5 protein-coding genes and 1 pseudogene are annotated in these 4,829 nt (G+C 73.2%); all 6 read right to left on the bottom strand.

What is annotated here, in order from left to right; all coding sequences use genetic code 11:
• Positions 1–671, bottom strand: a 671-nt coding sequence (locus KBX53_RS22610; protein WP_247676056.1) for an alpha/beta fold hydrolase, incomplete at its 3' end; no start/stop codon positions are given.
• Between the two features lie 105 nt (positions 672–776).
• Positions 777–1,046, bottom strand: coding sequence for a hypothetical protein (locus KBX53_RS22605; protein ID WP_030329531.1), 270 nt, complete (start codon positions 1,044–1,046; stop codon positions 777–779).
• Positions 1,043–1,390 carry a helix-turn-helix domain-containing protein gene (locus KBX53_RS22600; protein WP_030329532.1) on the bottom strand — a complete coding sequence of 116 codons (348 nt, stop codon included), beginning with the start codon at positions 1,388–1,390 and terminating at the stop codon, positions 1,043–1,045. The genes KBX53_RS22605 and KBX53_RS22600 overlap by 4 nt, the downstream gene beginning before the upstream one ends.
• 162 nt (positions 1,391–1,552) lie before the next feature.
• Complete coding sequence (locus KBX53_RS22595; protein WP_036410891.1) at positions 1,553–1,726, bottom strand: CsbD family protein; 174 nt, start codon at positions 1,724–1,726, stop codon at positions 1,553–1,555.
• A 74-nt stretch (positions 1,727–1,800) separates the two neighbouring features.
• Positions 1,801–3,928, bottom strand: a pseudogene (locus tag KBX53_RS22590) (heavy metal translocating P-type ATPase).
• Positions 3,929–3,940: 12 nt separating this feature from the next.
• Positions 3,941–4,829, bottom strand: an 889-nt coding sequence (locus KBX53_RS22585) for a hypothetical protein (protein WP_247676055.1), incomplete at its 5' end; no start/stop codon positions are given.

Genomic DNA, 4,829 nt, shown 5'->3' with positions numbered 1-4,829 from the left:
GGGTACAGCTCGGCGTACCGCTGCCCGAGCAGGGTGCCGTACGAGCTGCCGTGGAAGGTCAGCTGCCGCTCACCGAGCGCGGCGCGGACCGCGTCCAGGTCGCGGGCGGCGCTGGTGGTGTCGACGTGGTCGTAGAGCGCCCCGGTGCGGGCCCGGCAGTCGGCGCGCAGCAGCGCGTTGTCGGCCAGGACGGCATCGAACTGGGCCTGGTCGGCGATCAGCTGCGGTTGCCGGGCGAGCAGGTCCCGGGCACAGATCACCGGGTGACTGCCGCCGGTGCCGCGTGGGTCGAAGCTGACGATGTCGAACCGGGCACGCAGGTCGTCGCTGAAGCGGGAGCTGCCGTTCACCACCCGGTCGACCCCGCTGTCGCCCGGCCCGCCGGGGCCGAAGACCAGCGCGCCCTGCCGGGTGGCCGGGTTGGCGACCCGGCGGGCCAACGACAGGTCGAAGCGCTCACCCCGGGGGCGGTTCCAGTCCACCGGCAGCGACAGAGTGCCGCACTCGGCGCTGGCGTCCGCGGCGCAGGGCCGCCAGTCGATCGTCGGGGCGGGCTGTGGTCGGGCGGCGGCCGGGCTCGCCGGGGTCAGGCCGGCGGCCGTGAGGGCCAGGGCGACCGCCCAGCCCACTGCGGATTTGCGTACGCGCAGCATGAGGTGCTGTCCTCTCATCGAAGGAGCGTTGCCGGTGAAACTCGCCCACTGGGCGAGGTGATGCTGCTTCCACCCGGGCCGTCGAGTAGCCGCTCGACGGCCCGGGGCCTCTCGCCCGCCGGGTCAGTCGACCTCGCGCAGGACGCGTTCCAGCGTGGTCATCCGGGTCTCCATCCCGCCGAGCCGGCCATCCATCGCCGCGAGCAGTCGGGTGTTCTCCGCCTGGGCCTGCGCGGCCGTCTCGGCGAGCCGGCGGTAGTCGTCCGCGCGGGCCGCCTCGTACCGGGCCCGCCGGGTCTTGGCGATCTGGACGACGGTCACGGTGACCACGCTGATCAGGAAGCCGAAGATGCCGATCGCGCCGACCACCTCGGTCCAGTCGTGCTCGCTCATCGCGGGGCTCCTGGCTGCTCGCCCGAGTCGGGCACGGTCAGCGTCTCGACGGCCGCCGCGATGACCGCGGGGGTGAGTGTGAGCACGAACGGCTCCACCTCGTAGTAGTTCATGGCCTTCCCGTCCTCCGACAACTCCAGGCGAGCGGTGACCAACCCGGCCGCCGCCAGCTTCCGTAGGTGGACCTGCAACAGCGCCCGGCTGATGCCCAGTTGCCGGGCCAGCCCGCTGACGTACGCACGCTCGCGGGCCAGCGCGGCGACGACCCGCAGCCGGTGCGGGTTGGCCAGGGTGGCCAGCACCCGGACCAGGTCGTCGCCGGTCGGCGGTGGAGCGGTGCTCATAACCAGCCCTTGCACATGCCAAGGAAAGTTAGCAGGTGCCGGCGCGCGGCAGGGTGGGACGAAAGCGGAATCAGGGGGATCTCAGGGTCGCGGAAAGGCCCGGACACACAGCACGCCGGGCCGGTGATGATCACCGGCCCGGCGTGCGGGTTACGTCGTACGTCAGCTCTTGAAGGCGTCCTTGATCTTCTCGCCCGCCTGCTTGAGCTTGGCGGTGGACTGGTCAGCGCGACCCTCCGCCTCCAGCTGCTCGTTGTCGGTGGCCCGACCGGCGCCTTCCTTCAGCTTGCCGGTCGCGTCCTCGGTGGCGTTGTTGATCTTGTCGTCGAATCCCATTGCCAACCTCCATTGCCAGCGTCGCTACACCCACAGAGGTACCCCCACTGTCACCGGCTCAACCGTCACCGTCGTCACAGATCGGCAGCGGCCGGACGAAAGCGACGCAGCCGCAGGCTGTTGGCCACCACGAAGACCGACGAGAGCGCCATCGTGGCACCGGCGATCATCGGGTTGAGCAGCCCGGCGGCGGCCAACGGCAGGGCCGCCACGTTGTATCCGAACGCCCAGAACAGGTTGCCCCGGATGATGCCGAGCGTGCGTCGGGACAACCGGATGGCGTCCACCGCGGCGTCCAGGTCGCCCCGGACCAGGGTGAGGTCAGCCGCCTCGATCGCCACGTCGGTGCCGGTGCCCATGGCCAGCCCCAGATCGGCCTGGGCCAGTGCCGGGGCGTCGTTCACCCCGTCACCCACCATCGCCACCGACCGTCCCTCGGCCTGGAGCCGTTTGACCACGTCGACCTTCCCGGCCGGCAGCACCTCGGCGATCACCTCGTCGACACCCACCTCGGCGGCGACAGCGCGAGCCACTGTGGTGTTGTCCCCGGTGAGCAGGACCGGGGTCAGCCCCAGCCCGCGCAGTCGGGCCACCGCCGCCCGGCTGCTCGGCCGGACGACGTCGGCGACCGCGAGCACGCCGCGGGCCCGCCCGTCCCAGCCGGCGACGATCGCCGTCCGGCCGGCGGCCTCCGCGTCGCGCACTGCCCACTCGACCTCCGGTGGTACGTCGAACCCGCGCTCGCGCAGCAGCCGCACCCGGCCGACCAGTACGGCCCGGCCGTCGACAGTGCCGGTCACCCCCAGCCCTTCGAGGTTGCCGAAGCCGGTCACCGGGGGCAGCACGCCCGCATCGGTGGCCGCGACGGCGACCGCACGGGCGATCGGGTGCTCGGAGGCGGCCTCCACCGCGCCGGCGAGCCGGAGCAGCTCGGCCCGGTCCACACCGCTGGCCGGCACCACGTCCACCAGCGTCATCCGGCCGGTCGTCACGGTGCCGGTCTTGTCGAGCACCACGGTGTCCACCCGGCGGGTCGACTCCAGCACCTCCGGGCCCTTGATCAGCACGCCGAGCTGGGCGCCCCGACCGGTGCCGACCAGCAACGCGGTCGGTGTGGCCAGGCCGAGCGCGCACGGACAGGCGATGATCAGCACGGCCACGGCGGCGGTGAACGCGGCGGTCGGGCCCGCCCCGGTGCCGAGCCACCAGCCCAGCGTGCCGACGGCGAGGGTGATGACGATCGGCACGAACACTCCGGAGATCCGGTCCGCCAACCGCTGCACCGCCGCCTTGCCGCTCTGCGCCTGCTCCACCAGGTCAGCCATCCGGGCCAACTGGGTGTCCGCGCCGACCCGGGTGGCAGTGACGATCAGCCGCCCGCCCGCGTTGATCGTCGCGCCCACCACGCCGTCGCCCGGGGCCACCTCGACCGGCACCGACTCACCGGTGAGCATGCTGGCGTCGACAGCCGAGGTGCCCTCGTCGACCACCCCGTCGGTGGCGATCTTCTCGCCGGGGCGGACCACGAACCGGTCGCCGACGACGAGCCGGTCCACCGGGATCAGGGTCTCCACGCCGTCGCGCAGCACCGCCACGTCCTTGGCGCCGAGGTCGAGCAGGGCCCGCAGGGCGGCACCGGCGGTGCGCTTGGACCGGGCCTCGAAGTAGCGGCCGGCCAGGATGAACACGGTGACCCCGGCGGCCGCCTCCAGGTAGATGTTGCCGGCGCCGTCGGTGCGGGTGATGTCGAAGCGGAACGGGTGCGTCATCCCGGGCATCCCCGCGTCACCGAGGAAGAGCGCCCACAGGGGCGGCCAGGGTCAGCGACAGCCACTGCCAGTAGTCGAACTGCCAGGCCGGGACCATGGCCAGCAGGACCACCGGCACGCTCAGGGCCACCGAGACCCAGAGCCGGGTACGCGGGCCCCGCAACGGGTCGACCGGAGGCTCCGCGCTGGGCGGGGCCGGCAGCGCCGCCGTGTAACCGGTCTTCTGGACGGTCTCGATCAGGTCGTCCGGCGTGACGTCGTCGGCGTACCGGACTGTCGCCTTCTCGGTGGCGTAGTTGACGGTGGCGCTCACCCCGTCCATCCGGTTGAGCTTCTTCTCGATCCGGGCGGCGCACGCGGCGCAGGTCATCCCACTGATCGCGAGTTCGATCCGGTTCGGCGCCTCGGGCAGCGGTCTGCTGGTGGTGGTCATCGTCTGGTCCCGTCAGTTGTGTCCGTGCCCGGGGGTGCCGTGGTCGGCCGTGCCGGTCGGCGCGGGCCCGCTCGGGCCGCTGACGTCTCCGGCCGGGGCAGCGCCGGCGACGACGGTGAACTCGGCGGTGCGCACCTGCCCGCCGTGCTTGAAGTCGAGGTAGAGCCGGTAGCTGCCGGCCGAGGGCACCTCGGCGAGGAAGGTGACGGCCGGGCCGGGCTGGGTACGCCCGTCGCCTGGCGTCCCGTCCGGGTGCACGTGCAGGTACGCCAGGTCACCCCGGCGCAGCGCCACCAGGTGCCCGTACGCGCCCAGGTAGGGCTCCAGGTCGGTGACCGGCTGCCCGTCCCGGCTGATGCTCAGGGTCAGCGACGACGTGCGGCCCGGCTGCGGCGCACCGGTCAGGGTGACCGTGTAGCCGTCGACGGTGGTGCTGGTCGCCGGGGCGGGCAACGGCCGTTCGGTCAGCTCGCCGGGGACTGTCACGTCGACGCCGAGGGTCAGCGGCTCACCCCCGGTCGGGGTGAAGTCGGCGAACGCCCGCCACTGCCCGGGGCCGGCCACCGGGGTGTCGACCCGCCAGGTGCCGTCCGGGGCCAGCTCGGGGTGGACGTGGCGGAAGCCGGAGAGGTCCCGTCGGGCGACGATCAGGTGCATCTGCTTGTCGTGCGCCACCTCGTACCGGGTGACCGGTCGGCCGTCCGGGCCGGCGATCCGGAAGGCGAACTCGCCGGCCGGGGCGTCGACCGCCGGGAGGAAGCTCCACCGGAGCCCGCAGACGGCGAACCGGGTCAGCGCGAGCACGGTGCCCAGCCGCAGCCGCAGCCGCGAGTCGGCGAGCTTCGGTGGGCGTCGCGGCTTGCGGGACGGCCGCCGGGCCGCCGGTCGGTCGGTGCGACGC

This window comes from Micromonospora sp. M51 (assembly GCF_018070305.1).
Classification (GTDB): Bacteria; Actinomycetota; Actinomycetes; order Mycobacteriales; family Micromonosporaceae; genus Micromonospora; species Micromonospora parva.
This window is presented reverse-complemented; position numbering and strand designations above follow the sequence as displayed.

Bases quoted from the DNA above. Each gene is read 5' to 3' on its own strand.
- KBX53_RS22605 (WP_030329531.1), bottom strand. From the start codon at position 1,046: ATGAGCGAGCACGACTGGACCGAGGTGGTCGGCGCGATCGGCATCTTC.
- KBX53_RS22595 (WP_036410891.1), bottom strand. From the start codon at position 1,726: ATGGGATTCGACGACAAGATCAACAACGCCACCGAGGACGCGACCGGC.
- KBX53_RS22600 (WP_030329532.1), bottom strand. From the start codon at position 1,390: ATGAGCACCGCTCCACCGCCGACCGGCGACGACCTGGTCCGGGTGCTG.